Raw genomic sequence first — 26,360 nt, 5'->3', positions numbered from 1 at the left:
CGGCTCAGCCGGCCACCCGCTGACGCACATCGGCGTCCAGCGACGCCCTGACCAACGCGGCGGCCAGTCGCGCATTGGCCTGCGGCGCAAGGCTTCCCAGTTTCTTCGGTTCGGCGGGTAGGCCAAACCGCTTGGCGGTGCCGGTGGCGCGGTCATCGAAATACGGCCGCACCCAGGTCCACACGTCCTGCACCTCGCGCAGGTAGATGTCGGCGCCCGTGTCGCCGATTTCCTTGAACTGCTTCAGCATCCGTTTCGCCGTGGCCACGTCATGCCCGCTGCGATCGGCCAATTCGCGCATGTCGCCGGAGTAGTCGTCGCGAAGTCGTTCGGCCATATCGGTGAGCCGGGTGGCCGAGCTCTCGTCGTAACGCACGTAGTGCGCGCGCCCAAAGGCGTCGATCATGGTTTTCCGGTCCGAGGCCAGCACGGCCTTGGGAGTCCGCAGGCCCGCCTTGAAGAGTTCGCGCGCGGCGGCCGTGGCGATGGTCGCATCGATCGGCTTGCTGGCCAGCATGCACAGCACCAAAAGCTGGAACAGCGGCATCGGCTTGTCGCTCAGCGTGATGCGCGCCTGCGCCGCGTAGGTGGTGCCGGCCACGTCGAGCAGTCGTCGCACCCGCTTGTCCATACCGCACCGCGTACCCCCACGCCGCGACGGCAAACCGCGCCCGCTATTTGGGCGGCAGGCTGCGCGCGTGGTCGACCCCGCGTTTGACCCAACTGTGAAGCTGGCGTTTGGTTTGCACCCCGGCGGCCTCGACGCGCAACCAGCCCCGGGCTTCCCGTCCGGCCATCACCATGGGGCTGACGTGCGCGCGCCCGGCGAGTTTGTCGGTGTCCTCGCGCGGCACCCGCACCAACAGTCCGCCCTGGCCGCTGACGGCCACCGACATGTTGCCGTTGACCAGGAACGCCAGGCCGCCGAACATGCGCTTCTCGTCGATGCCGGGCCCGCCCGCGAGGAGTTCGCGGATCCGGTTGGCCAGGTCTTCGTCGTAGGCCATCCGCGGGTTCAGTCCAGGTCGACCCGGACGGTGAGCAGGTCGCTGCCCATCAGGCGCACCATCGCGCTGTTCAGCCGCGGCAGGTTGCCCAGGCGCTGCACCGCGTCGTCTTCGGGCAGGAGGTGGGCGGTGCCGTGGCGCCACGTGCCGCCAACACGCACCCGCACAGCCGGATTGGCCTTGATATTGCGGATGTAATCCGAGTGCTCGCCGTGTTCGGAGACCATCCAGAACTGGTTGTCCACGACGCGCCCGCCCACCGCGGTGCGCCGCGGCTGCCCGCTCTTGCGTCCGGTGGTTTCGAGCATGGTCATCGGCAGCTGCCGGCCGACCGGGTTGACCAGCAGGCGTTGAACACGGTGGACCACTTGTCGTTTGAGAGTCACGGGTTCATTCAACGCCGGGCGTGACCGCGGGGAAAGCCCCGGGTCACGCCCGGCGCCCCGATCAGGCCGCGGCCGTGGCGGCCGAGGCCGCCGGTTCGAGCGCCTGGGCCACGATCTCGGCGACGTCGGTCATGGGCCGCACGTCCAGCGCCTCGAGCACCTCGGCGGGCACGTCATCGAGATCCGGCTCGTTGCGCTGCGGAATGAAAACCGTTGACAGCCCGGCACGTTGGGCGGCCAGCAGCTTTTGCTTCACCCCGCCGATGGGCAGCACCCGGCCGTTCAGCGTGACCTCTCCGGTCATGCCGACGTCGGAGCGGACCTGGCGTCCGGTGGCCATCGAGACCAAGGCGGTCACCATGGTGACACCGGCCGACGGGCCGTCCTTGGGCACCGCCCCCGCGGGCACGTGGACGTGGATGCGCCGGTCCAGCGTCTTGGGATCCACACCGAGCTCGGCGGCGTGCGAGCGCACGTAGGACAGCGCGATCTGCGCCGACTCCTTCATCACGTCGCCCAATTGACCCGTCAGTTGCAGGCCCGGGTCACCGTCGGTGGAGCCGGCCTCGATGTAGAGCACATCGCCACCGAGGCCGGTGACGGCCAGGCCGGTGGCCACACCGGGCACCGCCGTGCGTTCGGCCGATTCCGGCATGAACCGCGGACGGCCCAGGTAGTCAACCAGATCCGGCTCGTCGATGGTGATCGGTCGCGGATCGTCAACCAGCTTGGTGGTCGCCTTGCGCAGCGCCTTGGCCAGCAGCCGTTCGAACTGTCGCACACCGGGCTCGCGGGTGTAGTCGGCGGCGATCTTGCGCAGCGCCGCGTCGCTCACCGCCACCTCGTCCTCGGTCAGCGCCGCGCGGTCCCGCTGCCGGGGCAGCAGGTAGTCCCGCGCGATGGCGACCTTGTCGTCCTCGGTGTAGCCGTCGATGGCCACCAGCTCCATGCGATCCAGCAAGGCCGACGGGATGTTCTCGATCACGTTGGCCGTCGCCAAAAACACCACATCGGACAGGTCCAGGTCCAGATCCAGGTAGTGGTCGCGGAAGGTGTGGTTCTGCGCCGGGTCGAGCACCTCGAGCAGCGCCGCGCTCGGATCGCCGCGGTAGTCGGAACCGACCTTGTCGATTTCGTCCAGCAGCACAACGGGATTCATCGATCCCGCCTCACCGATCGCGCGCACGATCCGGCCCGGCAACGCGCCCACGTAGGTACGACGGTGCCCGCGGATCTCGGCCTCGTCGCGCACACCGCCCAGGGCGACGCGCACGAACTTGCGGCCCAACGCCCGGGCCACGCTCTCGCCCAGCGACGTCTTGCCGACGCCGGGGGGACCGGCCAGCACCATCACCGCACCGGAGCCGCGCCCGCCGACCACCTGCAGCCCGCGTTGGGCGCGGCGCGCCCGCACGGCCAGGTACTCGACGATGCGATCCTTGACGTCATCCAGCCCGTGGTGATCGGCGTCAAGGACTTCCCGCGCCGCCTTGAGGTCGGTGGAGTCCTCGGTCTTGACGTTCCACGGCAGGTCGAGCACGGTGTCCAGCCAGGTGCGAATCCAGCCGCTCTCCGGGCTCTGGTCGCTCGAGCGTTCCAGCTTGCCGACCTCGCGCAGCGCGGCCTCGCGCACCTTCTCGGGCAGCTCGGCGGCCTCGACGCGGGCCCGGTAGTCGTCCGAACCATCGGGTTCGCCCTCGCCCAATTCCTTGCGGATGGCGGCCAGCTGCTGACGCAGCAGGAACTCCTTCTGCGTCTTCTCCATGCCCTCGCGCACGTCCTCGGCGATCTTGTCGCTGACCTCGACCTCGGCGAGGTGGTCGCTGGTCCAGTCGATCAGCACGCGCAGCCGCTCGGCGACGTCGACCGTCTCCAGCAGCTGGCGCTTCTGCGCGTTGCTCAGGTAGGACGCGTACCCCGAGGTGTCGGCCAGCGCCGACGGATCGGACAGCCGGTTGACGTAATCGATGATCTCCCAGGCCTCGCGTCTTTGCAGCATGGCCAGCAGCAGCTTCTTGTACTCCGCGGTCAGTGCCTTGACCTCGTCGGTCGCCTCGGCCTCGGGGACCTCGGTCACCTCGACCCACAGCGCCGCCCCGGGGCCGGATGCGCCCGCCCCGATCTGTGCCCGGCGCTCGCCGCGCACCACCGCGGCGGTGCCGCCACCGGCGATGCGCCCGACCTGCAGGATCTTCGCGATCACGCCGTGGGAGGGATACCGGTCCTCGAGCCGGGGGGCGATCAGCAGCTGTCCCGACTCGCTGGCCTGGGCGGCGTCGATCGCCGCGCGGGCCGCGTCGTCCAGCGCGATCGGCACCACCATTCCGGGCAGCACGATGGTGTCGGTGACAAACAGCACCGGCACCGACTTGGCTTCAGCCATCAAATCCTCCAAAAGTTGAGTCTGATGCGCTTAACCCAGCCCGGCGCCGGTTTGTTCCCGCGCGCCCCGGCCATCGCGGGGGTGCGGCCGGCCTCACACCGGCGGCACGGGCCCCAGGCGCCGCAACTGCGTAACGTGCCGGGGCGAGAGCTCCTCGAGGCACGTGACGCCGAGCAGGCGCATCGTGCGGATCACTCCCTCGGCGAGGATGTCGATGGCGCGGCTCACCCCGGCCGCACCGCCGGCCATCAGGCCGTAGAGGTAGGCCCGACCGACCAGCGTGCACCGGGCGCCCAGCGCGATCGCCGCGACGATGTCGGCGCCCGACATGATGCCGGTGTCCACCAGGATCTCGGTGTGCTCACCCAGGTCGCGCGCCACCGTCGGCAGCAGGTGAAACGGCACCGGGGCCCGATCCAGTTGGCGCCCACCGTGATTGGACAACACGATCCCGTCGACACCGCGGTCGACGACCGCGCGGGCATCGTCAAGCGTCTGAATCCCTTTGACGACGAGCTTGCCCGGCCACTGCTCCTTGATCCACTCCAGGTCATCGAAGGTCAGGCTGGGATCGAACATCGTGCTCAGGTATTCGGCGACCGTGCCGGGCCAGCGGTCCAGCGACGCGAACGCCAAAGGTTCGGTGGTCAACAGGTCGAACCACCACTTCGGGTGGGGCACCGCGTCCAACACGGTGCGCAGCGTCAGCGTGGGCGGGATCGTCATGCCGTTGCGGTTGTCGCGCAGCCGTGCGCCGGAGACCGGGACGTCGACGGTGGCCAGCAGGGTGTCGAAGCCGGCCTCGGCGGCGCGTCTGACCAGCTCCATCGAGCGTTCGCGGTCCCGCCACATGTAGAGCTGAAACCACTTTCGGCCTTGGGGCACGGCCGTGACGAGGTCCTCGATCGCGCAGGTGCCCAACGTGGACAGCGAAAACGGGATCCCCGCCCTGGCCGCCGCCTGCGCGCCGGCGATCTCGCCCTCGGTGTGCATGAGCCTGGTGAATCCGGTGGGCGCGATCCCGAACGGCAGCACGACCGGCTGGCCGAGGACATCCCACCCCGCGGTCACTTGGGAGACGTCGCGCAGGATCGCCGGATGAAATTCGATGTCGCGGAAGGCTTGTCGGGCGCGTTCGATGGACAGCTCGTCTTCGGCCGCGCCATCGGTGTAGTCGAACGCCGCCTTCGGGGTGCGCCGCTTGGCGATGCGCCGCAGGTCTTCGATGGTGTAGGCGGCGTCGAGCCGCCGCTTGGTCGCGTTCAGCTCGGGCCGCTTGAACTGCATGAGCGGGGCGAGATCGCGCACTTTGGGTACTCGTCGGCGAACGGCCTTCCGTCTTTCGAGTTCCATAATGTGCAACCGTAGTCAGGTGACATCTGCAGGCGACCCGTTCGATCTCCAGCGTTTCGTGGACGCGCAAGAGCCGGTGTACGGCGACGTCCTCGACGAGCTGCGGGCCGGACGAAAGCGCAGCCACTGGATGTGGTTCGTCTTCCCCCAACTGCGCGGCCTGGGCGGCAGCCCGACCGCGCTCCATTACGGCATCTCCTCGCTGGACGAGGCTCGGGCGTACCTGCGTCATGAGCTGCTGGGGCCGCGGTTGCGGGAGTGCGCCCGACTGGTCACCGCGGTGCAGGGGCGCTCGATCGGGCAGATCTTCGGCTCGCCGGACGACCTCAAACTGTGCTCGTCGATGACCCTGTTCGCCCACGCCACCGAGGACGACGAGGACTTCGTCGCGGTGCTCGACAAGTATTACGACGGCCGCCAGGACGCGCTGACGTGCGAGCGCCTAGACCGAGCTTAGGATCCGCCACCCGTGCGGCTCGACGGCGACAGCGTCCACGACCTCCGGCGGCGGGGCCGCCGATCCGCCGATGACCTGCGCGCGCCCCGGGCCCAGCTCCGGCAGCGACACGTGCAGGGGTTCGTCGTCGATGTTGAGCACCACCAGCAGGGCGTCGTCGCCGTTGCGCGCCTCGTAGACGTAGTGCCGGTTTTTCAGCCGTAACGCGGTGGTGGACGCCGCGTGCAGCCAGGGGTGGCGCCGTCGCAGCCCGACCAGGTACTGGTGCAGCCCCCAGGTCTGGACGCCGAAGTCATCCAGTTGCAGTGGGGGAGAGCCGAATTCGGGGCGCACGGCGTCGTCGCCGCCGAACCGTTCTTCCTTGACGCCGCGGAACCCGAGCTCGTCGCCGGCGTAGACGCTGGGCACCCCGCCGATGGTGAGCAGCAGCACCAGCGCGTGGGCCACATGCGCGGGGTTGTCCAGCTGGCTGGCGATGCGGGTGACGTCGTGATTGCCGATGAAGGTCAGGGGCGCGAAGCGGCTCAGAAAGTCGTTGTGGCGCTGCAGCGCCCAGTCCAGCTCGAAGAAGTTGCCGTCGTTGAGGCTGCTCCAGATCGCCTTCCACAGCTCGTATTGGGTGGCCGAGTCGAAGGTGGCGGCGTCGACGACCGCGGCGTAGTCGCCGTGGATGAGTTCGCCGACGAACCAGGCATCCGGATAGCGCTCGCGCACCCGGGGCAGGGTCGAGGCCCAGAAGTGTTGTGGCACTGCATAAGCCGCGTCGAGGCGCCAGCCGTCGGCGCCGCGGCCCAACCAGTGCGCCATCACCTCGACGGTGTAGTCGACGACGGCGGGGTTGTCGTGGTTGAGGGTGATCAGCCCGTCGTGGCCTTCGAACGTGTGAAAGCGCCCGGGACGTCCGCGGAACCAGCGCGCGGCGGCGTCGTCCTCGGCGGCCTCGCGGTGGCGCGGAAAATCCACCCCGACGTGGTTGAACACGCCGTCGAGCAGGACGCGCAGGCCGCGTCGGTGCGCCTCGGCGACGAGGTGGTCGAAATCGGCGTCGTCGCCGAGCCGGGGATCGATGCGGTAGTGGTCGGTGGTGTCGTAACCGTGTGTGCGCGAGGCGAAGATCGGGCCCAGCGCGATGCCGGACGCCCCGAGTTCGATGGCGTGGTCCAACCAGTCGACGAGCCGCCGCAACCGGTGTTGATGCGGTTGCGGCGGCTCGTTTGACTGCGGTACGGGGAACGCGCCCACGAACCCCAGCGGGTAGACCTGCCACCAGATGGCGTGCTGGACCCAGTCGGGTCCGGACACGGCGCTGGTCACGACGGCGCGATCAGCCGACGGTCGCCAGCGTCTGGGAAGCGACGATCGCTTGGGCCACGCCGGAAACGATCGCCGCGGCCTTCAGCGCCTCCTGGATGGTTTCGCGGCTGACACCGGCCTCGCGCAGCGTGTGCTCGTGGGCGGCCACGCAATCCGGGCATCCGTTGATCGAGGACACTGCGAAGCACCACAGCTCGAAGTTCGCCTTCTCCACACCGGGATTGGCGATGATGTTCATCCGCAATCCCGCGCGCAGGTCGTCGTACTTGCCGTCGAGGAAACCCCGGCCACGGTAGAACACGTTGTTCATCGCCATGACCGATGCGGCTCCCAGCGCCGCGTTGTACGCCTCGGCGGACAGAATGTCGGCCGCCTCCGCGCCAATCTCGCTGAGCACCTGCGTGTTCCGGGTCGCCGCGGCGCTCGCCAACAGCGTGCCCCACAGCTGCTCCTCGTCGAGCTCGGTCGTACGGGTGATCGAACCCAGGTTGAGCTTGAGGTCCTTGGCGTACTCCGGCAGCGCTTCCTTGAGGTTCTCTACGCTCATCTCGCCTCCTCTTCAGACCCTACGGGATCAGCCCCGGATCAGGCCGACTGCTTGAGCAGCTCGGTGGCGTCGAGCGTCGGGTCGCCCTTGCGCCAGTTGCACGCGCACAGCTCGTCGGACTGCAGCGCGTCCAGCACGCGCAGCACTTCCTCGACGTTGCGGCCCACCGAACCCGCGGTGACCGAGACGAACTGGATCTCGTTGTTGGGGTCGACGAGGAAGGTCGCCCGGTCGGCCACACCGTCGGCGTTGAGCACACCGGTGGCCAGGCTCAGCTCCCGCTTGATGTCCGAGAGCATCGGGAAGGGCAGCTTTTTGAGGTCCTCGTGCTGCGCACGCCAATTGAAGTGGACGAACTCGCTGTCGATCGACACACCCAGAACCTGCGCGTCGCGGTCGGCGAATTCGTCGTTGAGCTTGCCGAAGGCGGCAATCTCGGTCGGGCACACGAAGGTGAAGTCCTTCGGCCAGAAGAACACCACGCGCCATTTGCCGGCGTGGTCCTCGTTGGTGATGGTGGTGAAGTAGTCGCCGGGCTGCTTGGCGTCGACCTTGGACAGATCGCCGGCGATCAACGCGGTGAGCTCGTAGGCGGGGAACTGGTCGCCGATGGTCAGCAGAGGCATATCGCTCCTTATCTGGATTTACTCAAGATTAGCTTTCTTCCACCATGTTGCCGCGTACCCTGGTTGAAGTAAAGGTGATATTTCCCACTACACTTATAGGTATGACCGATAAGAGTTATCAGCCGACGATCGCCGGCCTGCGCGCGTTCGTGGCGGTGGCCGAGAAGCATCAATTCAGCGGTGCCGCAACGGCTCTCGGCGTCAGCCAGTCGACGTTGTCGCAGGCGCTCTCGGCGCTGGAGGCGGGCTTGGGCACCCGCCTCGTCGAGCGCTCGACCCGGCGTGTCTTCTTGACACCCCAGGGTACGGAGCTGTTGCCGCGCGCCCAGGCCGTCGTCGAGGCGACCGACGCCTTCACCGCCGCGGCGGCGGGCGCCTCGGATCCGTTGCGGGCCGGCATGAGGCTGGGCCTGATTCCCACGGTTGCGCCCTACGTGCTGCCGACCGTACTGGCCGGGGTGGCCGAGCAGCTTCCGGGGCTGGCGCTGCGGGTGACCGAAGACCAGACCGAGCGGTTGTTGGCGGTCTTGCGCGAAGGGGCATTGGATGCGGCATTGATCGCCTTGCCCGCCGAGGGCGCCGGGGTCAGCGCGATCCCCATCTACGACGAGGATTTCGTCCTCGCCCTGCCACCCGGCCATCCGCTGGCGGGCAAGCGCCGGGTTCCGGCGACGGCGCTGGCCGACCTGCCGCTGCTACTGCTGGACGAGGGGCACTGCCTGCGCGATCAGGCGCTGGATGTCTGCCACAAGGCCGGGGTCCGGGCGGAGCTGGCCAACACGCGGGCGGCCTCACTGGCGACCGCGGTGCAATGCGTGACGGGCGGTTTGGGCGTCACGCTGATTCCGCAGAGCGCGGTGCCCGTCGAGGCCTCGAGAAGCCGCCTGGGCCTGGCGCAGTTCGCGGCGCCGCGCCCGGGCCGGCGAATCGGCTTGGTCTACCGCTCGTCGAGCGGGCGCGACGAGTCCTACCGTCAGCTGGCCGGGCTCATCGGGAAGCTGATCAGCGGCCAGCATCAGGTGCGCCCGGTGAAGTAGGCCTATCCGGCGGGCCCGCACCGGTAGGTTCGGCCTATGGAAAAGGTAATCGCGGTGCTCATGCGCGCCGACTCCGACGACGATTGGTGCGCCCGGCAGCGGGGGCCGGTCGCCGATGCGCTGCTGGAGCTGGGTGTGCCCGGATTGTCGGTCAACGTCCGCGACGACGCCGTGCGCCAGTCGTTGATGACGCTCACGACGCTGGACCCACCGGTCGCCGCGGTGGTGAGCATGTGGACCCAGCAGTGCTACGGCGAGCAGATGACGTCCGCGCTCGAGCTGCTGGCAAAGGAGTGTGAGCAGCTCGCCGCGTACCTGGTGACGGAATCGGTCCCGCTGAGCGCGCCCGCCGTCGAGTCCGGTTCCCGCACACCGGGTTTGGCCAACATCGCGTTGCTGCGCCGGCCCGCGGGCATGGACCAGGCGACGTGGCTGACCCGTTGGCAACGCGACCATACACCGGTAGCCATCGAGACACAGTCGACGTTCGGCTACACCCAGAATTGGGTGGTGCGCGCGCTCACCGAAGACGCGCCGGGAATCGCCGGCATCGTCGAGGAGTTGTTTCCCGCGGAGGCGATCACCGATCTTCAGGCATTTTTCGGAGCCGCCGACGACAACGATCTCCAACACCGGTTAGGACGAATGGTGGCCAGCACGACGGCCTTTGGCGCCAACGAGAACATCGACACCGTGCCGACGAGCCGCTACGTCATCAGCACGCCGTTCACGGACTGAGGACACCAGATGACGACACTGCGCGACGCCGTGGCATTGGCCGCGGCGGAGAACGGATTGGCGGTGGTATCGACCGTCCGGGCTGACGGGACCGTGCAGGCGTCACTGGTCAACGTGGGCCTGTTGTCGCACCCGGCGAATGGTCAACCGGTGCTGGGGTTTACCACCTACGGAAGAGTCAAACTGGCCAACCTGCGGGCCCGGCCGCAGTTGGCCATCACCTTCCGTAACGGGTGGCAGTGGGCGACGGTCGAGGGCCGCGCGGAGCTGGTCGGCCCCGACGACACCCAGCCGTGGCTGACCGATCCCGATCGGTTGCGAGTCCTGCTGCGCGATGTGTTCGTTGCGGCGGGCGGTACCCACGACAACTGGGACGAGTACGACCGGGTGATGGCTTCCGAGGGGCGCGCCGTGGTGCTGATCGCTCCGACCCGCGTCTACAGCAACGGCTAGCCTCGCTACGCTGCGGGGGTGACGCTGCAGATCGATGACGACAAGCGGGTGCGCACCCTCACGCTGAACCGCCCGGAGGCGCTCAACGCCTTCAACGAAGCCCTCTATGACGCCACCGCCGAGGCGCTGCTGGCCGCCGCCGACGATCCCGAGGTGGCCGTGGTCCTGCTGACCGGAGCGGGTCGCGGATTCAGCGCCGGTACCGACCTGGGCGAGATGCAGGCGCGCATCACCGACCCCGGCTTCACTCCGGGCAAGCATGGCTTCATCGGACTCATCAACGCGCTCAGCGCCTTTCCCAAGCCGCTGATCTGCGCGGTGAACGGTGTCGGCGTGGGGATCGGCGCCACGATTCTGGGCTATGCCGATCTGGCGTTCATGTCGTCGACGGCCCGGTTGAAGTGCCCGTTCACCAGCCTGGGCGTAGCCCCGGAAGCGGCGTCGTCCTATCTGCTGCCGCAGCTGGTGGGCCGGCAGAACGCCGCGTGGCTGTTGATGTCGTCCGAATGGGTCGACGCCGACGAGGCGCTGCGGATGGGCCTCGTCTGGCGGGTGTGCCAACCGGACGAGCTGCTCCCGCAGGCCCGCCACCACGCCGAAATCCTTGCCTCCCGGCCGATCTCGAGCTTGATGGCCGTCAAACACACGATGATGGAGCCGGTCCGCCCCGAGATCACGGCGGCCACCGCGCGGGAACACGCGCACTTCGCCGAGCTCATGGGCGCGCAGGCCAACGCCGCGGCGCTGGCTGATTTCAACAAGGGCTGAAACGGCGTTCCGGCGTCAGGCCGACGGCGCTGTCTCTAACTTCGCCGCGTCGGCGAGGATCGCGCGCAGGGTGCGCCGGCAGCGACCGCAGTCACCGCCCGCCCCGCATGCCGCGGCGATTTCCTTGGAGGTCGACGCGCCCTGCGCGACGACGTCGCACACGGTCTGGCTGGTCGCCCCGACGCACAGGCACACGTACATCAGCGCACCTCCCGCATGTGGGCGTCCCCTTCGTCGACGGGTCCTTCGAGCGACCCGATGCCGCTCCCGCGCCTGACCTCCCGGGGACTCGGGGCCCCGGCCGGAGGTGCGAAACGAACAAGCCGCATATTAGTGGAGTCTAACCTAACCTGCTTAGTGCAGTCTAACCTAACAACCGGGTGCTTAGACTAGCTCGACAACGCACTGAGTGCAGCCAAACCTTGCTAGAACATTTGCGGCGGCCGTGGCAAAGTGCTGCTACAGGCCGGGTTTGTGCGCTCCAGCCCAGCGCACGGATCGCGGCCGAACATGCCAGCAGCAGACACCGTAGGAGTGAAAATGCAAGGGGATCCGGAAGTTTTGCGTCTGCTCAACGAGCAGTTGACCAGCGAGCTCACCGCGATCAACCAATACTTCCTGCACTCCAAGATGCAGGACAACTGGGGTTTCACCGAGTTAGCTGAGCACACCCGCGCGGAGTCCTTCGACGAGATGCGACACGCCGAGGCGATCACCGACCGCATCCTGTTGCTCGACGGGTTGCCGAACTACCAGCGCCTCTTCTCGCTGCGCATCGGCCAGACCTTGCGCGAGCAATTCGAGGCCGACCTCGCCATCGAATACGAGGTGATGGACCGCCTCAAGCCGGCCATCGTCTTATGCCGGGACAAGCAGGATTCCACCACCGCCACCCTGTTCGAGGACATCGTCGCCGACGAGGAAAAGCACATCGACTACCTCGAGACGCAGCTGGAGTTGATGGACAAGCTGGGCGTGGAGCTGTACTCGGCGCAGTGCGTCTCGCGGCCACCCAGCTGACGCGGGCGGCGGGCAAGGTAGGTAACGTCGGGCCGGCATGACGAGCCCGAGAGCAGCGGTGACCCAGGCGACCCCGGCGGCGAATTCCGCGCCCAGCGGCGAGCTGATCAGCCCGCAACGGCGCAACCTGATCTTCGTCGCGATCGTCCTGGGGATGCTGCTCGCGGCGTTGGACCAGACCATCGTCGCCACCGCGCTGCCGACGATCGTCGCCAACCTGGGCGACGCCGGCCATCAGTCCTGGGTCGTCACCAGCTATCTGCTCGCATCGACCGTCGTCACCGCGCTGGCCGGCAAGCTCGGGGACTCCTACGGGCGCAAGCGGGTGTTCCAGGCGGCGATCGTCTTCTTCGTCGTCGGATCGGCGTTGTGTGGGCTGTCCCAGTCGATGGCCATGCTGGTGGGAGCGCGTGCGCTGCAAGGGATCGGCGGCGGTGCCATCACCGTCACCGCCAGCGCGCTGATCGGCGAGGTCGTCCCGCTGCGCGAGCGGGGCCGGTACCAGGGCATCCTCGGGGCGGTCTTCGGCGTCACCACGGTGATCGGGCCGTTGCTGGGCGGCTACTTCACCGATTACCTGACCTGGCGGTGGGCGTTCTGGGTCAACGTGCCGATCTCCGTGGTCGTCATTTTCGTTGCCGCCGCGGCGATTCCAGCGCTGGGCGCGTCCGCCAAGCCGATCATCGACTACTCCGGAATCGTATTCGTCGGCCTGGGCGCGGCGGGCCTGACGCTCGCCACCAGCTGGGGCGGGACGCTGTATGCGTGGGGGTCGCCGACGATCATCGGCTTGTTCGTCGGCGCCGCGGTGGCGCTGGGCGTTTTCGTGGTGGTGGAACGTCGCGCCGCCGAGCCGATCCTGCCCATCCGGTTGTTCGCCAGTCCGGTGTTCGCCGTGTGCTGCGTGCTGTCCTTCGTCGTGGGTTTTGCGATGCTGGGCGCGCTGACGTTCCTGCCGACCTATATGCAGTACGTCAACGGGGTCTCGGCGACGACCTCGGGTCTGCGCACGCTGCCCATGGTGGTCGGGATGCTGATCACCTCGACCGGCAGCGGAACCCTGGTCGGCCGCACCGGCCGCTACAAGGTTTTCCCGGTGACCGGCACCGCGCTGATGGCGCTGGCGTTTTTGCTGATGTCGCGCATGGAGCCGTCGACGTCCGCCCTGATCCAGTCGCTGTACCTGGTCATCCTGGGCGCCGGGATCGGATTGTCCATGCAGGTGCTGGTTCTGATCGTGCAGAACACGTCGAATTTCGAAGACCTCGGCGTCGCCACGTCGGGTGTGACGTTCTTTCGCACCATCGGAAGTTCTTTCGGGGCGGCGATATTCGGCTCGCTGTTCGTGAACTTCCTCGACCGCCGCATCGGTCCGGCCCTGGCGGCCAGCGGCGCGCCGCCCGACGCGGTCAGCTCGCCCGGGGCCCTGCACCGGCAGCCGCACGATGTGGCCGCGCCCATCGTGGCGGCCTACGCCGATTCGCTGACCGAGGTTTTCTTGTGGGCGGCGCCGGTGGCCGTGGTCGGTTTCGTGCTGGCCCTGTTCCTGCGCGAGGTCCCGCTGCGGGATATCCACGACAGCACCGTCGATCTCGGCGACGCGTTCGGCATGCCGACCTCCGAGACGCCGGACCAGATGCTGGAGAACGCGATCGCACGGATGTTGCGCGGCGAAACCGGCATGCGGTTACGCAGCATCGCCATGCGGCCCGATTGCCGGCTCGACGTGGCCGGGCTGTGGGGGGTCCTGCGCATCAATCGCTACACGCAGATGTACGGGACCGCCCGTCTCACCGACATGGCCGACTATCACCGAATACCGTTCGAGGTTCTCGAGCCCACTTTCGCGCGCCTGGCCGCCGGCGGTTACGCGCGAAGCGACGGCGACCAACTGTCGCTCACCCCGGCCGGGGCCCAGCAAGTCGGCTACGTGCACTCGCTGCTGGTGGCCTGGCTCGTGGACAAGCTCGCCCGCTCGCCGGGCTTCGAGGGCCGCCCGGACCGCCGCGCGGTGCAGGCCGCGCTCGAACGCGTCGCGCATCGGGTTCTCGCCCAACGTGATTGGCATGAGGAAACGCCAACCGCGGCGATCGGTCCGGCCGCTCGCTAGCCGGTGGCTCCACCCGTTTCGCGACAACCGCGACCCAGGTCCTTAGGCGGGCGTACCATCACGCCATGAGCCGAATCGGAACATTTGCTGACGACGACCTGGCCGGCTGGTTTGTGAAGTCTCCGGACATCGGCGGCGCGCTCGGTGCCTTCAGCCAGGCGGTCTACACCAAGAACCGGTTGCCGTTACGCACGCGCGAATTGGCGCGCGCCGTGATCGCTCACCGCAACGAATGCGTCGTCTGCGTCAACACCCGCGACGAGGACGGACCCGCCGCGGGTGTCGACGAGGAGCTGTACGACCACGTCCACGAATGGCGCACCTGGCCCGGCTACAGCGACCAGGAGCGGCTGGCGGCCGAGTTCGCCGACCGCTTCGCCACCGACCACACCGGCCTGCGCGACGACGAAGACTTCTGGACGCGCTGCGCCGAACACTTCTCCGACGAGCTGCTGGCCGACCTGGCGCTGTCCTGCGCGCTGTGGGTGGGCATGGGCCGGGTGTTGCGGACCCTCGACATCGGCCAGGCCTGCAAGCTCACCATTCCCAGCCGCGCATAGCCGTTTGCGCCCTCCGAACTCCGGGCAGCAGGCGATGACGCGCGCCGCGGGCACAAAACGGGGCGCCGCGGCGTTGCGCGACGGGTGAGACCACGCAGGAGGAGGCTCGGGTGAAGGTTCGCTTCGGCGTCGGGCTGGGCGCGGACACCGCCCCACATCAGCTGGCCGCCATCGTCGACCACCTCGAGGCCAACGGCGTGGATTCGCTGTGGTTTTCCGAGCTGGTGTACTCGCCGGCCGTCGATCCCACGGTCGGGATGGCGTACGCGCTCGCCCGGACGAGCCGGCTGAAGGTGGGCACCTCGGTGGCGGTGCTGCCGGGCCGGCATCCGGTGCTGGTGGCCAAGCAGCTCGCGTCGCTGGCGGCCGTCGCCCCGAAGCGGGTCCTTCCGGTGTTCGGCTTGCGATCGGCGATACCGGCCGAGCGCGAGGTGTTCGTGGTTCCCGACGGTCAGCGGGCGGCGGTCTTCGACGAGTCGCTACGGGTGCTGCGCGCGGCCCTGGAAGGGGATTCGGCCACGTTCACGGGCCAATACTTCACCGTCACCGGCGCGGCGATCGCCCCGAAACCGGTGCCGCCGCTGGACATCTGGTTGGGCGGCTCGGCGCCCGCCGCGTTTCGGCGTATCGGAGCGCTCGGCGACGGCTGGCTGGGCAGCTTCCTCACCCCGGCGGAGGCCAGGACCGGGCGCGAGGCGATCGAACGGGCCGCGGAGCGGGCCGGCCGGCACATCGAACCCGACCACTTCGGGATCTCGCTGGCCGTCACCGAGGGCGAGCTGCCCGCGGAATTGGCCGCGGCGGTCCGCAAGCGCCGACCGGACCTCGACCCCGGCGAGCTGATCGCCGCCGGGTGGGCTCAGCTGCACCGCCAACTGGACGCGTACCTGGAGGCCGGGTTGACGAAATTCGTCATCCGGCCGGCCGGTCGGGCCCCCGTGGACGGATTCCTCGATCGCTTCGTCTACGAACTCGTCGGCCGCCAGAACTGACCGGCCACGCGGGACGATTACCCGACCGCACCACCACGAGGCTGCAGAATGACTGCCATGACCGGCACACCGCTTGCCGCCGCGGCGATTGCCCAGCTGGAGGGCGAGGGCGTCGACACGGTCATCGGCACCGTCGTCAATTCCGCCGGGCTCACCCTGGCCAAGGCCGTTCCGATCCGCCAGACGAACACCTTCGCCGATCCCGGCTTGGGCGCCAGCCCCTCCTGGCACGCGTTCGCCATCGACCAGACCGGCATCGCCTTCACCGCCGACGTCGGCGTGGTGGGGGACCAGCGGCTCCGGATCGACCTGTCCGCGTTGCGCATCGTGGGCGACGGCCTGGCGTGGGCGCCCGCCGCGTTTTTCTCCCAGGACGGCACGCCGGTCCCCACGTGCGGCCGGGGAACGCTGCGGCGCATAGAAACGGCGCTCGACGACGCCGGCATCGAGGCGGCCGTCGGGCACGAAATCGAATTCCTGTTGGTCGCGCCGGACGGCGGCCGGTTGCCGTCGGCGGTGTGGGCCCCGTACGGCCTCGCCGGCGTGCTGGAGCGTGAAGCGTTCATCCGGGAGGTGATCGGGTCGGCGACGGGAGCCGGCGTCGCGATCGAACAATTCCACCCCGAGTATGGCGCCAACCAGTTCGAGATCTCGCTGCCGCCGCAACCGCCGGTCGCCGCCGCCGATCAGCTGATACTGATGCGGCTCATCATCGGCCGCGCGGCGCGCCGCCACGGCCTGCGCATCAGCTTGTCACCCGCCCCGTTCGCCGGTGCCGTCGGATCCGGTGCGCACCAACATTTTTCGCTGACGACGCCGGAAGGACCGCTGTTCTGTGACGGCGCGGGCGCCGCGGGCATGACGCCGGCGGGGGAGAGCGCGGTGGCGGGCGTGGTTGGTGGTCTGCGGGAAGCCCAGGGCGTGCTGTGCGGATCGGTCGTCTCGGGTCTGCGGATGCGGCCCGGCAATTGGGCCGGCGCCTACGCGTGCTGGGGCACCGAAAACCGCGAGGCCGCAGTGCGATTCGTCACCGGCGGAACCGCCAGCCCGCGCGGCGGAAACGTCGAGGTCAAGATCGTCGACCCGTCGGCCAATCCGTACCTGGCATCGGCGGCCATCCTGGGGCTCGCGCTGGACGGCATCAAATCCGGGGCCCCGCTGCCGCCGGAGGTCACGGTCGACCCGGCGGCCCGCTCCGATGCCGACCGCGCGCGTGACGGCGTGGTGCGCCTGACCGATTCGCAGGCCGAGGCGATTGCGGCGCTGGACGCTTCGGAGCGCATGCGGTGCATCCTGGGCGATCCGGCGGTCGACATGGTGGTCGCGGCTCGCCGACTGGAACACGAACGCTACGGCGATCTGGGCCCCGAGCAGCTGGCGGACCGATTCCGCATGGCCTGGAGCCTGTGACGGGCCGGTGATGAGCGCCGACGCCCGCGACCTGGCCGAGCACATCGGCGCGGTGTCGCTGATCGATCAGCACGTCCACGGTTGTTGGTTGGCGGCCGGCGACCGACGGCGATTCGAGAACGCACTCAACGAGGCCAACACCGAGCCCATCGCCGATTCGGGTTTCGACTCCCAACTCGGGTTCGCCGTGCGCGCGCACTGCGCCCCGGCCCTCGGCCTGCCCGAGCACGTCGCCCCGCAGGCCTATTGGGACCGTCGTCGCCAGTTCGCCGAAGACGAACTGGCGCGGGTGTTCCTATCGGCCGCCGGCGTCGGGGACTGGCTGGTGGACACCGGGATCGGCGGGGGCGGGGTCGCCGGCGTGGGGCAGGTCGCCCGGTTGTCGGGCGGCCGTGCGCACGAAATCGTGCGTCTCGAGGAGGTGGCCGAACAGGCCGCCCAAGCCGCGGGTGACTATGCTGCGGCGTTCGAGCAGATCCTGCATCGGCGCGCGGCCGACGCCGTGGGCACCAAATCGATCCTGGCCTACCGGGGCGGTTTCGAGGGTGACCTCAGCGAGCCGTCGACGGCGGAGGTCGCCGAGGCCGCCGACCGGTGGCGCGCGCGCGGCGGGACGCGATTGCGGGACCGGATCCTGCTGCGGTTCGGGTTGCATCAGGCGTTGCGACTCGGCAAGCCATTGCAATTCCACGTCGGGTTCGGCGATCGGGACTGCGACCTGCACAAGGCCAATCCGCTCCTGCTGCTTGACTTTCTGCGCCGGTCGGCCGACGTCCCGATCGTGCTGTTGCACTGTTATCCCTACGAGCGTGAGGCCGGTTATCTGGCGCAGGCGTTCAACAACGTCTACCTCGATGGCGGACTGAGCGTGAACCACCTGGGGGCGCGGTCGCCGGCGTTCCTCGGGCGGCTGCTGGAGCTGGCACCCTTTTCCAAGATCCTCTACTCGTCAGACGGTTTCGGTCCCGCGGAACTGCACTTTCTCGGGGCGGTCCTGTGGCGCCGGGGCCTACACCGGGTGCTACGCGAATTCGTCGACCGCGGCGACTGGAGCGAGGCCGACGCCATCCGGGTGGTCGATCTCATCGCCCGCGAGAACGCCCGCAGGATCTACGACCTCGGGTAGCCCGGTCTTCGGCCGCGAAAGCGCGGCCACGACATTTTTCACAAATTCCGCTGTAACCCGCCGCGGGGGCGCATAGGCTTCGGGAGACGAATCGGGCAACGTCACCAAACTGAGGCAACAAGGAGGTTTGGGCACATGTTGTCCCGCGCTGCGTTCGTCGACGCAGCCATCGTTACCGTCGCCGCTTCGGCGCCTCCGCCCTACGCGTCACGCAGTGGGGGTCGCCACGCCACCAGTTCTGGTGACTACGTGTCATATCCGCACCAGGGCGGGTTGTAGCCAAGCCCTATCGCCGTTGTGCCGAGGGAGTGCCGGAATGGTCTATGAGGGGTGGCCATGCCGGCATTCCACGGCAGCGCGTGCCAAGCCGGCGCATTACGTTGCGCGGCGGCGCAATTCGCGAACGTGTGATTCAGACCAATGCTGACGCGTCAAACACCCAGCTCACATCGCCGTTCGCCAAGCCCTCGAAGTGGTTCGGGGGAGCGAACGCGACGAGGCTGTTCATGTCCCAATAGTCTTTCCAGACGGTGATCTTGCCGTCGACGACTTTGTGGACGGTCACGAACCGCAACACGCCCTGTTCGCCGGTCGCGAATGTCCATGTCTCCGAGTGCTCGTAGAGCACGTCGGAACCGTTGGACACCAGCACGCCGGTGTGGTTCTCGTAGCCCGCCAGGTGTTCCAGACCCATCTTGAGTCGTTTGACGATGCCCTCGGGGCCGCGGGCCGACAAGGCCGGAACCGGCATGTCGACGTAGAGGCAGTCGTCGGACAAGAATGTCGGGATCGCCTCCCAGTCGCGGCGCGAAAGGGCCTGCCACAGCCCACGGACGACATCCTCGACCGCGATCATAGATACCTCTGTCATACCGGCAAATAAACTCGGTTGCCGCGCCGGTGTCAACTGCTGCGGCCGTTCGCGCCGCAATCGCGATCGGTCAGCTTTCGGCGGCGGCCATCGACCGGGCCGGCCCGAGCGCCACCGGCAGCGACGACCATCCCCGCAGCACGCGGGTCTCGCGCCGGCTGCCGGCGCCCGCCGCGCGCACCTCGGGGAAGCGGTCGAAGAACGTCCGCAGCCCGACTTCGCCCTCGGCGCGTGCCAACGCCGCCCCGAGACAGAAGTGCCGGCCACCGGAAAAGGCGAGATGCCGCCCGGCGTTTGGTCTTTCGATGTCGAAGCGGTGTGGGTCGCTGAACACCACCGGATCCCGGTTGGCGGCGGCCAGGTACACCAGCACCAGGTCGCCTCGGGCGACCTGGTGCCCCGCGATCTCGACATCGCCCCGCGCCATCCGGGCGGTCAGCTGCACCGGCGATTCCAGCCGCAGGATCTCCTCGACGGCGTTGGGCCACAGCTCCGGTCGTCGCCGTAGCGCGTCGAGGTGCTCGGGCGCGTCCAACAGCGTGCGAATCCCGTTGCCGAGCAGGTTCACGGTGGTCTCAAAGCCCGCCGCCAACACCAGTCCGGCGATCGCCTGAAGCTCGTTTTCGTTGAGATAGGTCTCCGCGGAGCCACTTTCGGCGGTCTGGATCAGCTGGCTCATCACGTTGTCGCTGGGTTCCCGGCGCAGCCGCTGCAGGTGTTCGGCGAGCCAGGAACTGAAGCCAGCGATCCCGTCCTGCACGCTGCGGTACTGCCGCCACGGCAACCCGATATCCAGGCTCGGCGCGGCCAGCTCACCGAATTCCAGGACCCGCGGCCGGTCCGACTCGGGAACGCCGAGGATCTCGCTGATGATCGAGACCGGAAGTTGCGCGCAGTAGCGCCCGACGATGTCGACGACGCCGGACTCACCGGTCAACTGCTCCAGCAAGTCGGCGGCCGTCCGCTCGACGCGCTCACGCAGGGCGGCGACCGCCCTGGGCGTGAACACCGCCGACACGGTCTTGCGGTAGCGGGTGTGGTCGGGGGGCTCGACGGCCAGCAAGGAAGGGGCACGCAGGGGGTGCAGGAGGTCGTCGCGGGTGCGGCGCTCGAGCCATCGCAAGGGCGCGGGCAGATTCGATCCGAAGATCACCACCCGGAAGTCGTCGGACCGCAACAGCTCGTGGGCCAGCGCGTGATCGGCGGTCAGGTAGGCGACGCGACCCTTCACCAGTTTGCCCCGGGCCCGGACCTCGTCGTAGAAGCGCACCGGATCGGCCGCCACCGCCGGATCGGCGATCAACCGGGCCTGGACGTCACCCCGGCGCGCGCCGTACGCCGCGGCGCCGCGGATGAAGCCGTGCATCGCGAACCAGTGCAGTCGTTCCTTCACCGGCCCTCCCTCGCTCAGGTGTCGCTACGAGCGTAGGCCGCGCGCATCGGGGGAGTCAGCACTCCGCGACGATTTTGAATTCGGTGGTCACCACCTTGTTGGGATTGCTGCTGTTGATGCCGTACGCGCTGCCGGTGATGGTGTACGCGTCATGGGCGAGGTCGACATGCGCGTCTCCCACGCCGCCTTGCCAAAAGCTGCCGGTGAAGCCGTCGACGTTGCGGATCTTCACCCACTGCGGCATGACCCGGTAGCCACTGAGCAGCATCACCGCCTCGACGCCGCCGTCGTGGTCCGGAATCTTGATGGTCCGGTACATCTGGTCTTGCCGGCACGCGGGGGGACGTGTCGTATGTGTGGCGCCGTCGATGGTCAGGCGGGCGGCGCGGCGGGGCGTCGTCTGCGCCGCGCTGCACCCCGCCACGCCGACGACGACCGCCGCCAGGATCAAAGCGACTGTGGGCAAGCGGTTTTGCACCAGCCGACCTCCTTACTGCCGCTTCGGCGCTAGCGCGGGTAGGGCCTTGACGATACTGCGTCGCACGAGTTCGGGGCTCAGGCCCTTGAAGAAGTCAATCAGGCGAATGCTTTTGGGCACATACCAATGCAGCCGCTTCTGATGGTGGTAGGCCTGCCACGCGGTTTCGGCGACGCTGCTGGCCGGCATCAGCCGCAGCGGGCCTCTTTTGGGGGCGGTGGCGCGCAACTCCTCGGCGGTTCTCGGCGCGGCGCCGTCGCCGGAGTGGTTGGTCGTCGTGGTGAGGATGGCGGTGTCGATCAGACCGGGCAGCACGTCGGCGACGCGCACCCCGTGCCGCTGCCATTCCACGCTGAGCGCCTCGGTCAGGCCCTTGACCGCGTGCTTGGTCGACGAGTAGACCGCGAGGCGGGGCATGCCGTAAGTCGCGGACGAGGACGACGTCGAAAACATCAGGCTGCCGGGGGTTTTCTTCAGGTAAGGCAGCGCGCCGTAGGCGCCGGTCAGCACCGCTTTGTAGTTCACATCGACGAGGCGCATCGCGGCGTCATACGGCACGTCCTCGAACCACCCGGATTCGCCGACGCCGGCGTTGTTCCACATCATGTCGAGGCCGCCGCCGGCGTTGCCGGAGCAGAAGTCGGCCAGGGCGCCGTCCAGGGCCGCCTTGTCCGTCACGTCGACGGCGCGGGTCCACAGCCGGTCGCCGCCCAATTCTTGCTGCAGCGTGGTCAGGCCGTCGTCGTTGCGGTCCACCGCGCCCACCCGCCAGCCCTTGGCGTGGAACAGCTTTGCGCCTTCGCGGCCCATGCCGCTGCCGGCGCCGGTGATGAAGACCGATTTCACGACGCGTCGGCCTCGACCACGTCTTTGATGCGGTTCAGCGTCTTGGTCATGTCGCGGATGTTGCGGCGCTTGCGCAGAAATCCGCCGAACAACCAGTACACGCCCAGCCAGGGCGCGGGGTTGAGCCGAAACGACTCGGTGACGTCGGTCCCGCCGCCGCTGGGCGCCAAGCGATAGTGCCAGTTGTTGACCTCCCGATCACCGAGCAGCACGGTGAAGCCGAATTCGCGGCCCGGATCGCACGCGGTGACCTTGCAGGTCGTCCAATACACGGGTCCCATTTCATTGCGCCGGACGTGGCCGCGGAATTTCGCGCCGAGGGCCGGGCCGGTCGCATCGCCCAGCCACTCGGCCTCGAAAACTTCCGGGGAAAACCGTCCGGTGTTGCGCACGTCCGCGATGAGATCCCAGATCTTGGCCGCGGGCGCCGCCATGTGAACAGTCGCCGAACCTTCCATGGGCTGATCCAAACACAGCTTGGTGCCGGGTCATAGACCACGCGGGCGTGTCATCAGTGCGGGACGGCCGCCTGGATCAACCCGTTGATGATCTGCTTGATGCCCTGCGCCGGGTGCGAGTACCAACCGATCGGCAAGCCGGACTGCGCACCGCACTTCGGCCAGGGCTCCACGCCCTCTTCCGCGAAAACCCGGTTGGCCACGGCGATTTGCTGCTCCCTGGAGGCGGCCGCCGGGTTGCCGACGCCGCCGTAACGCGCCCAGGTGGCCGGCTTGAATTGCAGTCCACCGTAATTGCCGTTTCCGGTGTTGGCGTGCCAGTTGCCGCCGGATTCGCATTGAGCGATCGCGTCCCAGTTGGGAGCGGCGTCCGCGCTCACCACACCCGTGGACGAAGCCATCGATGCTGCAACGAACCCGCCGACCGCTACGGACTTGACGAGAAGCTTGCAGAGATTCTTCATGTCAAGGTTTTCGGCGCGTGTGGCCAAAGCGTTACCTATTCGAAAATGGCGCGAGATATGCCTTCTATCTGCGGAAATCGCGTTATCGCCAGGCCAAATTCGACGGTTAGGAAATGGTGAGGAAAAATTAAATTATTGCTGGCAATACGATTGCGTCGCTGACCAGAGGGCGCGTCGGTAGAGGCCGTCGAGCCGACGACTCGCGACGACGGCGCCCCTGGCGGCGTCGAGCTGGCCCGCGCACGCCGGCGAGTGCAGCACGTCCCAGTTGGCCGATATCTGCGCCAGCATCGCCTGGTTGAGGCCGTCGATCGTCGACCGCGAGGCCGCGAGGTCCGGGGAGTCGGCCGGGGCGTCACCCGGATTGAGTTTCCAATCCGCGAACCGGCCGTATTCGATGGCCTCGGTCGCGCCGATCTGGTCACCGAAGACCCGGGTGATGTAGTCGCGGTCGATGCGTGCGGCGACGGCGTCGTCGTCGAGCTTTGCCAATTCCTGCCGGACGCGAACGGGGTCCTCAATTGCCCCGTGGGTGTTCCATTTATAGGCGGCCACCGGGTCGGCAACCTGTAGCCGTTGCGCGGCGGCGTCGACCAACGGGGTCAGGCGATTCGCGTCGTCGGCGCGGGCCGGCGCCGACCACACCGCAAGGGCGCCGACCACGGCGACACACAGGGGAACGAGACGGACTCGGTGCGGGCGCGCGCTGCGGGGCATAGCGACGATTCTGGCGTGAATCGCCGCCCCTTAACGCACTACTGCGCCTGACGTGTCGTCAAGCGCAGTAGTGGCGTCAGGTGAATAGGGTTATCCGCCGCCGCCCGAGGAAGCGCCCAGCGCGCTCTGCAGGTCGGGCTTCATGGCGTTGAGCTGGGCTCCCCAGTACTCCCAGCTGTGTGTTCCGTTGGCGTTGAAGTTGAACACGGCGTTGTGGCCGCCGGCCGCGTTGTACGCGTCCTGGAACTTCAGGTTGCTGCTGCGCACGAAGTTCTCCAGGAACTCGGCAGGCATGTTCGCCCCGCCCAGCTCCGACGGTGTCCCGTTACCGCAGTACACCCAGAGCCGGGTGTTGTTACCGACCAGCGCCGGGATTTGCAGGCTGGGGTCGTTGCGCTGCCAGGCCGGGTCGCTCGACGGGCCCCACATGGCGTCCGCCTTGTAACCGCCGGCATCTCCCATCGCCAAGCCGATCAGCGAGGGGCCCATGCCCTGGGACGGGTCCAGCAGCGCGGAGAGCGATCCGGCGTAGACGAACTGGTTGGGGTGGTTCACGGCCAGGATCATCGCCGAGGAGCCGGACATCGAGATGCCGACCGCGGCGCTGCCGGTGGACTTGACGCCCTTGTTCGAGGCCAGGTACTGCGGCAGTTCGCTGGTCAGGAAGGTCTCCCACTTATAGGTCGAGCAGCCGGCCTTCCCGCACGCGGGCTGGTACCAGTCGGCGTAGAAGCTGGACTGACCGCCGACCGGCATGATGACCGACAGACCCGACTGGTAGTACCACTCGAACGCCGGGGTGTTGATGTCCCAGCCGTTGTAGTCGTCTTGAGCCCGCAGCCCGTCCAGCAGATAGACCGCGGGGGAGCCGTTGCCACCGCTTTGGAACTGGACCTTGATGTCGCGACCCATTCCAGCGGACGGCACTTGCAGGTACTCGACGGGCAGGCCCGGACGCGAAAACGCATTCGCGGTCGCCGCGCCGCCGGCAATACCGATCAGGCCCGGCAGCGTTGCAGCCGCGGCTGCACCGACCACAAGTCGGCGCCCCCAGGCCCGGACCTTCTCGCTCAGATCTGTCATACCTGCCCCTTGTCGGATGTGATCGAATGTGATCGCGGTCTCACAGGAATTTACCGTGTAAGTCCGTCAAATGTCGATTGGGACGCGGACGCGTCTCGGTTTCGTATCGCTTTTACCTCGCAATTTCGCCACCCGGGGATCCGAGCGGCGACCATCGGCGAGTACCCGCTCGGCGTCCGCCTAACCGAGCCGCCGCAAAAGTCGCCGGCCGGCGGCCTCCGGTGTGCGCAGCGCCGAAAGCCCTTGAGACCGCGCGATAGACACAGCGCGCGCCCGATCGACCCAGATGCGCTTTCGGCGGACGGTCAGCGGCGGTGCGTGTCGCGCCGTCGACCGTCTGATCGGGCATCGGGTGCACAGCGACACCGGAATTGTGTGCATATCCGATGAGAACGGCGCGGCGTCCCCATCCGATCAACCCAATTGGGATTATCGGCGTGTCGCGAGGCGATGTGGACCGGCGCCGCCCGGTTTGCGCCGACCGCGTAGGCTCTGTCGAAGCAAGCCGATGAAGACCACGCTATCCCGTGTCTGTTCCGGCCCTCACGAACCTCCGCACCAGCGGTTTGATGGTGCGCGTCGGTGCGTCTGGGAGCCGAGGCGCGGGACCGATTGGGGCATAGATTTGGACACGGTACTTGGCCTGTCAGTGACGCCGACCGCCGTCGGCTGGGTCCTCGCTGAGGGACACGGCGCAGACGGCACCATCCTGGATCACCAGGAGTTGGCGCTGCGCGCCGGCCGGGGTGTCCGCGCCGTGAACACCGCGGAGCAAGTCGTCGACGAGGTCTTGCGGGTCGACACGGCGGCGGCCGCGAGCGATCAACGACTTCGCGTCATCGGGGTGACCTGGAACGACGACGCAGCCGCTCAGGCGGCGCTGGTGCTGGAGGCGTTGACCGACGCGGGTTTCGACAACGTCGTGCCGGTCCGGTTCCTCGAGGCCATCGAGACCCTGGCGCAGGCCATCGCACCCGTCATCGGTTACGAACAGACCGCGGTCTGCATTCTCGACCATGACGCCACGACCGTCGTCATGGTCGACACCCAGGACGGCGAGACCCAGACGGCGACCAAGCAGGTGCGCGGCGGCCTCGACGGCCTGACCCGGTGGCTGACCGGCATGTTCGACCGCGACGGATGGCAACCCGGCGGGGTTGTCGTCGTCGGCGCACACCGCGACATCGACGGTTTCTCATGGCAACTCGAAAAGGCCTTGCCGGTACCGGTTTTCGTGCAATCGATGGCCCAGGTGACGATCGCACGGGGCGCGGCGCTGTCCGCGGCCCGCAGCACCGAGTTCACCGACGACCAGCTGGTGGCGCACCACAGCGAACCCATTTCCTCAGCGCCGGCACGACAGCGGCACCTGTCGTACGCCGGGGCCCTCACGGCGTTGGCCGCCGGTGCGGTCACGTTCGTCGGCTCGGTGTCGCTGGCGGTGGGGATCCACGTGGGCCCGGCCAGCGCGCCCGCGTCCAAGCACACCACCCACCCGTCCACGCCCCAGGCCGCCGAGGCGGCCCCGGCCGTCGCGCCGCTTCCGGCGCCCCCACCGGTCAAACGACCCGCCCAGCCGCCCGCCGCCGGCGAGCCCGCTGCCGAGCCGGCCGCGCCGGAAGAGCAACCGGGCGTCGGTGGCGATCGGCAGCCGGATCCGGGTAACGGGCAGCCCTACTTGACCCGCGTGCTCGAGCACATTCCCGGGGACGCGGGCGACGCGGCCGATTCGGCGCCGCGCGCGGCGGGCGGGCAGCCCTGAT

At 68.2% G+C, this 26,360-nt stretch carries 29 protein-coding genes; 12 read left to right on the top strand and 17 right to left on the bottom strand.

The window, feature by feature from the left end; translation table 11 throughout:
- Positions 1–4: 4 nt before the first annotated feature.
- The 5 genes from P6281_RS12955 to P6281_RS12935 form a co-directional block, all read right to left on the bottom strand.
- Positions 5–631 carry a hypothetical protein gene (locus tag P6281_RS12955; protein WP_014384738.1) on the bottom strand — a complete coding sequence of 209 codons (627 nt, stop codon included), beginning with the start codon at positions 629–631 and terminating at the stop codon, positions 5–7.
- 43 nt (positions 632–674) lie between these two features.
- Positions 675–1,007 (bottom strand): TfoX/Sxy family protein, encoded by a 333-nt coding sequence (locus tag P6281_RS12950; RefSeq protein ID WP_014384737.1) that lies wholly within the window; start codon positions 1,005–1,007, stop codon positions 675–677.
- Between the two features lie 8 nt (positions 1,008–1,015).
- On the bottom strand, positions 1,016–1,393 hold the full coding sequence (locus P6281_RS12945; RefSeq protein ID WP_041784976.1) for a nitroreductase family deazaflavin-dependent oxidoreductase: 378 nt from the start codon (positions 1,391–1,393) through the stop codon (positions 1,016–1,018).
- Positions 1,394–1,454: 61 nt separating this feature from the next.
- On the bottom strand, positions 1,455–3,776 hold the full coding sequence (gene lon, locus P6281_RS12940; protein WP_179293458.1) for an endopeptidase La: 2,322 nt from the start codon (positions 3,774–3,776) through the stop codon (positions 1,455–1,457).
- A gap of 93 nt (positions 3,777–3,869) precedes the next feature.
- A complete protein-coding gene (locus P6281_RS12935; RefSeq protein WP_014384735.1) occupies positions 3,870–5,129 on the bottom strand; it encodes an alpha-hydroxy acid oxidase in 1,260 nt (419 codons plus the stop codon).
- A 19-nt stretch (positions 5,130–5,148) separates the two neighbouring features.
- On the opposite strand from P6281_RS12935, the gene P6281_RS12930 reads away from it, so the two are divergent.
- Positions 5,149–5,586, top strand: a complete 438-nt coding sequence (locus P6281_RS12930; protein WP_041784974.1) for a DUF1810 domain-containing protein — start codon at positions 5,149–5,151, stop codon at positions 5,584–5,586.
- On the opposite strand, the gene P6281_RS12925 is transcribed toward P6281_RS12930, so the two are convergent.
- Genes P6281_RS12925 through P6281_RS12915 form a run of 3 tightly spaced genes read right to left on the bottom strand, consistent with a single transcriptional unit; the run spans position 5,572 to position 8,073 of the window.
- Complete coding sequence (locus P6281_RS12925) at positions 5,572–6,900, bottom strand: alpha-amylase family glycosyl hydrolase (RefSeq protein ID WP_014384733.1); 1,329 nt, start codon at positions 6,898–6,900, stop codon at positions 5,572–5,574. The genes P6281_RS12930 and P6281_RS12925 overlap by 15 nt on opposite strands.
- A 10-nt stretch (positions 6,901–6,910) precedes the next feature.
- Entirely contained in the window at positions 6,911–7,447 is a 537-nt protein-coding gene (locus tag P6281_RS12920) for an alkyl hydroperoxide reductase (RefSeq protein WP_009953017.1), read from the bottom strand.
- A gap of 38 nt (positions 7,448–7,485) precedes the next feature.
- On the bottom strand, positions 7,486–8,073 hold the full coding sequence (locus P6281_RS12915) for a peroxiredoxin (protein WP_008256883.1): 588 nt from the start codon (positions 8,071–8,073) through the stop codon (positions 7,486–7,488).
- 101 nt (positions 8,074–8,174) lie between these two features.
- Between P6281_RS12915 and P6281_RS12910 the strand changes: the two genes are divergently transcribed.
- From P6281_RS12910 to P6281_RS12895, 4 genes are read left to right on the top strand one after another with little or no spacing between them, the layout of a single operon-like run.
- Positions 8,175–9,110, top strand: coding sequence for a hydrogen peroxide-inducible genes activator (locus tag P6281_RS12910; RefSeq protein WP_009953016.1), 936 nt, complete (start codon positions 8,175–8,177; stop codon positions 9,108–9,110).
- A 36-nt stretch (positions 9,111–9,146) separates the two neighbouring features.
- Positions 9,147–9,848 carry an EthD domain-containing protein gene (locus tag P6281_RS12905; RefSeq protein WP_014942169.1) on the top strand — a complete coding sequence of 234 codons (702 nt, stop codon included), beginning with the start codon at positions 9,147–9,149 and terminating at the stop codon, positions 9,846–9,848.
- Positions 9,849–9,857: 9 nt separating this feature from the next.
- Positions 9,858–10,301, top strand: a complete 444-nt coding sequence (locus tag P6281_RS12900; protein ID WP_009953013.1) for a TIGR03618 family F420-dependent PPOX class oxidoreductase — start codon at positions 9,858–9,860, stop codon at positions 10,299–10,301.
- Positions 10,302–10,319: 18 nt separating this feature from the next.
- On the top strand, positions 10,320–11,069 hold the full coding sequence (locus P6281_RS12895) for an enoyl-CoA hydratase/isomerase family protein (protein WP_014711664.1): 750 nt from the start codon (positions 10,320–10,322) through the stop codon (positions 11,067–11,069).
- A 15-nt stretch (positions 11,070–11,084) separates the two neighbouring features.
- On the opposite strand, the gene P6281_RS12890 is transcribed toward P6281_RS12895, so the two are convergent.
- Positions 11,085–11,270 carry a (2Fe-2S)-binding protein gene (locus tag P6281_RS12890; RefSeq protein ID WP_008256874.1) on the bottom strand — a complete coding sequence of 62 codons (186 nt, stop codon included), beginning with the start codon at positions 11,268–11,270 and terminating at the stop codon, positions 11,085–11,087.
- Positions 11,271–11,609: 339 nt separating this feature from the next.
- On the opposite strand from P6281_RS12890, the gene bfr reads away from it, so the two are divergent.
- From bfr to P6281_RS12860, 6 genes are all read left to right on the top strand, one after another.
- Entirely contained in the window at positions 11,610–12,089 is a 480-nt protein-coding gene (bfr, locus tag P6281_RS12885; RefSeq protein ID WP_008256872.1) for a bacterioferritin, read from the top strand.
- Positions 12,090–12,126: 37 nt separating this feature from the next.
- Positions 12,127–14,199 carry an MDR family MFS transporter gene (locus P6281_RS12880; RefSeq protein WP_176476798.1) on the top strand — a complete coding sequence of 691 codons (2,073 nt, stop codon included), beginning with the start codon at positions 12,127–12,129 and terminating at the stop codon, positions 14,197–14,199.
- Positions 14,200–14,264: 65 nt separating this feature from the next.
- Entirely contained in the window at positions 14,265–14,759 is a 495-nt protein-coding gene (locus P6281_RS12875) for a carboxymuconolactone decarboxylase family protein (protein WP_009953008.1), read from the top strand.
- A gap of 110 nt (positions 14,760–14,869) precedes the next feature.
- Positions 14,870–15,751: a TIGR03854 family LLM class F420-dependent oxidoreductase gene (locus P6281_RS12870; RefSeq protein WP_014711662.1), complete on the top strand. Its 882-nt coding sequence runs from the start codon at positions 14,870–14,872 to the stop codon at positions 15,749–15,751.
- 57 nt (positions 15,752–15,808) lie between these two features.
- Positions 15,809–17,161, top strand: coding sequence for a glutamine synthetase family protein (locus tag P6281_RS12865; RefSeq protein WP_324738918.1), 1,353 nt, complete (start codon positions 15,809–15,811; stop codon positions 17,159–17,161).
- A 10-nt stretch (positions 17,162–17,171) separates the two neighbouring features.
- A complete protein-coding gene (locus tag P6281_RS12860) occupies positions 17,172–18,287 on the top strand; it encodes an amidohydrolase family protein (RefSeq protein ID WP_065502699.1) in 1,116 nt (371 codons plus the stop codon).
- A 412-nt stretch (positions 18,288–18,699) separates the two neighbouring features.
- Here P6281_RS12860 and P6281_RS12855 read toward each other — a convergent pair whose 3' ends face one another.
- The 8 genes from P6281_RS12855 to ag85B all read right to left on the bottom strand — a co-directional run bounded on the left by P6281_RS12855 (position 18,700) and on the right by ag85B (position 24,597).
- The gene (locus P6281_RS12855; RefSeq protein WP_014384726.1) at positions 18,700–19,143 is read right to left on the bottom strand and encodes a nuclear transport factor 2 family protein; all 444 of its coding nucleotides are present in this window, start codon (positions 19,141–19,143) and stop codon (positions 18,700–18,702) included.
- A gap of 85 nt (positions 19,144–19,228) precedes the next feature.
- Positions 19,229–20,551, bottom strand: a complete 1,323-nt coding sequence (locus tag P6281_RS12850) for a cytochrome P450 (RefSeq protein WP_014711659.1) — start codon at positions 20,549–20,551, stop codon at positions 19,229–19,231.
- 55 nt (positions 20,552–20,606) lie between these two features.
- On the bottom strand, positions 20,607–21,029 hold the full coding sequence (locus tag P6281_RS12845) for a lipoprotein LpqH (protein ID WP_008256850.1): 423 nt from the start codon (positions 21,027–21,029) through the stop codon (positions 20,607–20,609).
- A gap of 12 nt (positions 21,030–21,041) precedes the next feature.
- A complete protein-coding gene (locus P6281_RS12840) occupies positions 21,042–21,875 on the bottom strand; it encodes an SDR family oxidoreductase (RefSeq protein ID WP_036459059.1) in 834 nt (277 codons plus the stop codon).
- Positions 21,872–22,351, bottom strand: coding sequence for an SRPBCC family protein (locus tag P6281_RS12835; protein ID WP_170320593.1), 480 nt, complete (start codon positions 22,349–22,351; stop codon positions 21,872–21,874). The genes P6281_RS12840 and P6281_RS12835 overlap by 4 nt, the downstream gene beginning before the upstream one ends.
- Before the next feature lie 35 nt (positions 22,352–22,386).
- Positions 22,387–22,824, bottom strand: coding sequence for a resuscitation-promoting factor RpfC (rpfC, locus tag P6281_RS12830; RefSeq protein ID WP_036459058.1), 438 nt, complete (start codon positions 22,822–22,824; stop codon positions 22,387–22,389).
- Positions 22,825–22,929: 105 nt separating this feature from the next.
- Positions 22,930–23,514 carry a chorismate mutase gene (locus P6281_RS12825; protein WP_051444558.1) on the bottom strand — a complete coding sequence of 195 codons (585 nt, stop codon included), beginning with the start codon at positions 23,512–23,514 and terminating at the stop codon, positions 22,930–22,932.
- A 90-nt stretch (positions 23,515–23,604) separates the two neighbouring features.
- Positions 23,605–24,597 (bottom strand): diacylglycerol acyltransferase/mycolyltransferase Ag85B, encoded by a 993-nt coding sequence (gene ag85B, locus P6281_RS12820; protein ID WP_009952996.1) that lies wholly within the window; start codon positions 24,595–24,597, stop codon positions 23,605–23,607.
- Between the two features lie 625 nt (positions 24,598–25,222).
- Here ag85B and P6281_RS12815 point away from each other — a divergent pair.
- A complete protein-coding gene (locus P6281_RS12815; protein ID WP_036459056.1) occupies positions 25,223–26,359 on the top strand; it encodes a DUF7159 family protein in 1,137 nt (378 codons plus the stop codon).
- The last annotated feature ends 1 nt before the right edge of the window (position 26,360 follow it).

This window comes from Mycobacterium sp. 5-140-3-2 (assembly GCF_035666375.1).
GTDB lineage: Bacteria > Actinomycetota > Actinomycetes > Mycobacteriales > Mycobacteriaceae > Mycobacterium > Mycobacterium intracellulare.
Note: the sequence above shows the minus strand (reverse complement) of the source record. Positions and strands in the feature narration are given on the sequence as shown.